General features: G+C 63.5%; 1 protein-coding gene. It reads right to left on the reverse strand.

The window, feature by feature from the left end; genetic code table 11:
* Window positions 1–81: 81 nt before the first annotated feature.
* Window positions 82–387, reverse strand: coding sequence for a hypothetical protein (locus CXR03_RS18945; RefSeq protein ID WP_146070566.1), 306 nt, complete (start codon window positions 385–387; stop codon window positions 82–84).
* Between the last annotated feature and the right edge of the window lie 174 nt (window positions 388–561).

Below are 561 nucleotides of genomic sequence, written 5' to 3' on the forward strand. Positions count from 1 at the left end.
CCGCAGTTGACCAAAGGACAACCCCTAGGGGCTGCATCGGTTCCCTTGCGGTCACCCGTTGAACCGATCCCGTGCCAGGCTTCAACCGCGACAGCGAAACGGGCTGAACGAACTCGCCGCCCCGGTATTCATCGTGGCAATGGTCAGCCCGTTGGCGACCTCGATATCATCCTCGGTCTCAGGGCAGGCATCGACATCGGCAAGGCAGCCGCTGTCGATGAATTCCTGGTTCCGGGCGAGGAAGCGCTCGGACACGCCCTCGCGTCCGACGTGATCGAGGATCTCGGCGAGCGCCTTGGTGTAGACATCGCACTTCTTCCGCTGCCAGTTGGAGCGCTCCTCTGCCGTGACGCCCGCCTCCTGCGCCAGCGCCGGTATGCCGGTCACTGCGATCGAGGCGGCAGCGGTTGCAACGAAGGCGAGGGCAAGGCTAAGCCGAAGAACCGCCCAGCCCGTTCTCCTATATCCTGTCACCGCCCATACTCCGCAAAGATCGCCTTGCCGATCGAGGCAATCGCGGCATCCCGTGTCTTCAGCGGGTGCTTTCGCCCGTCCATATAG

This window comes from Arthrobacter sp. 08Y14 (assembly GCF_002929455.1).
GTDB lineage: Bacteria > Actinomycetota > Actinomycetes > Actinomycetales > Micrococcaceae > Arthrobacter_B > Arthrobacter_B sunyaminii.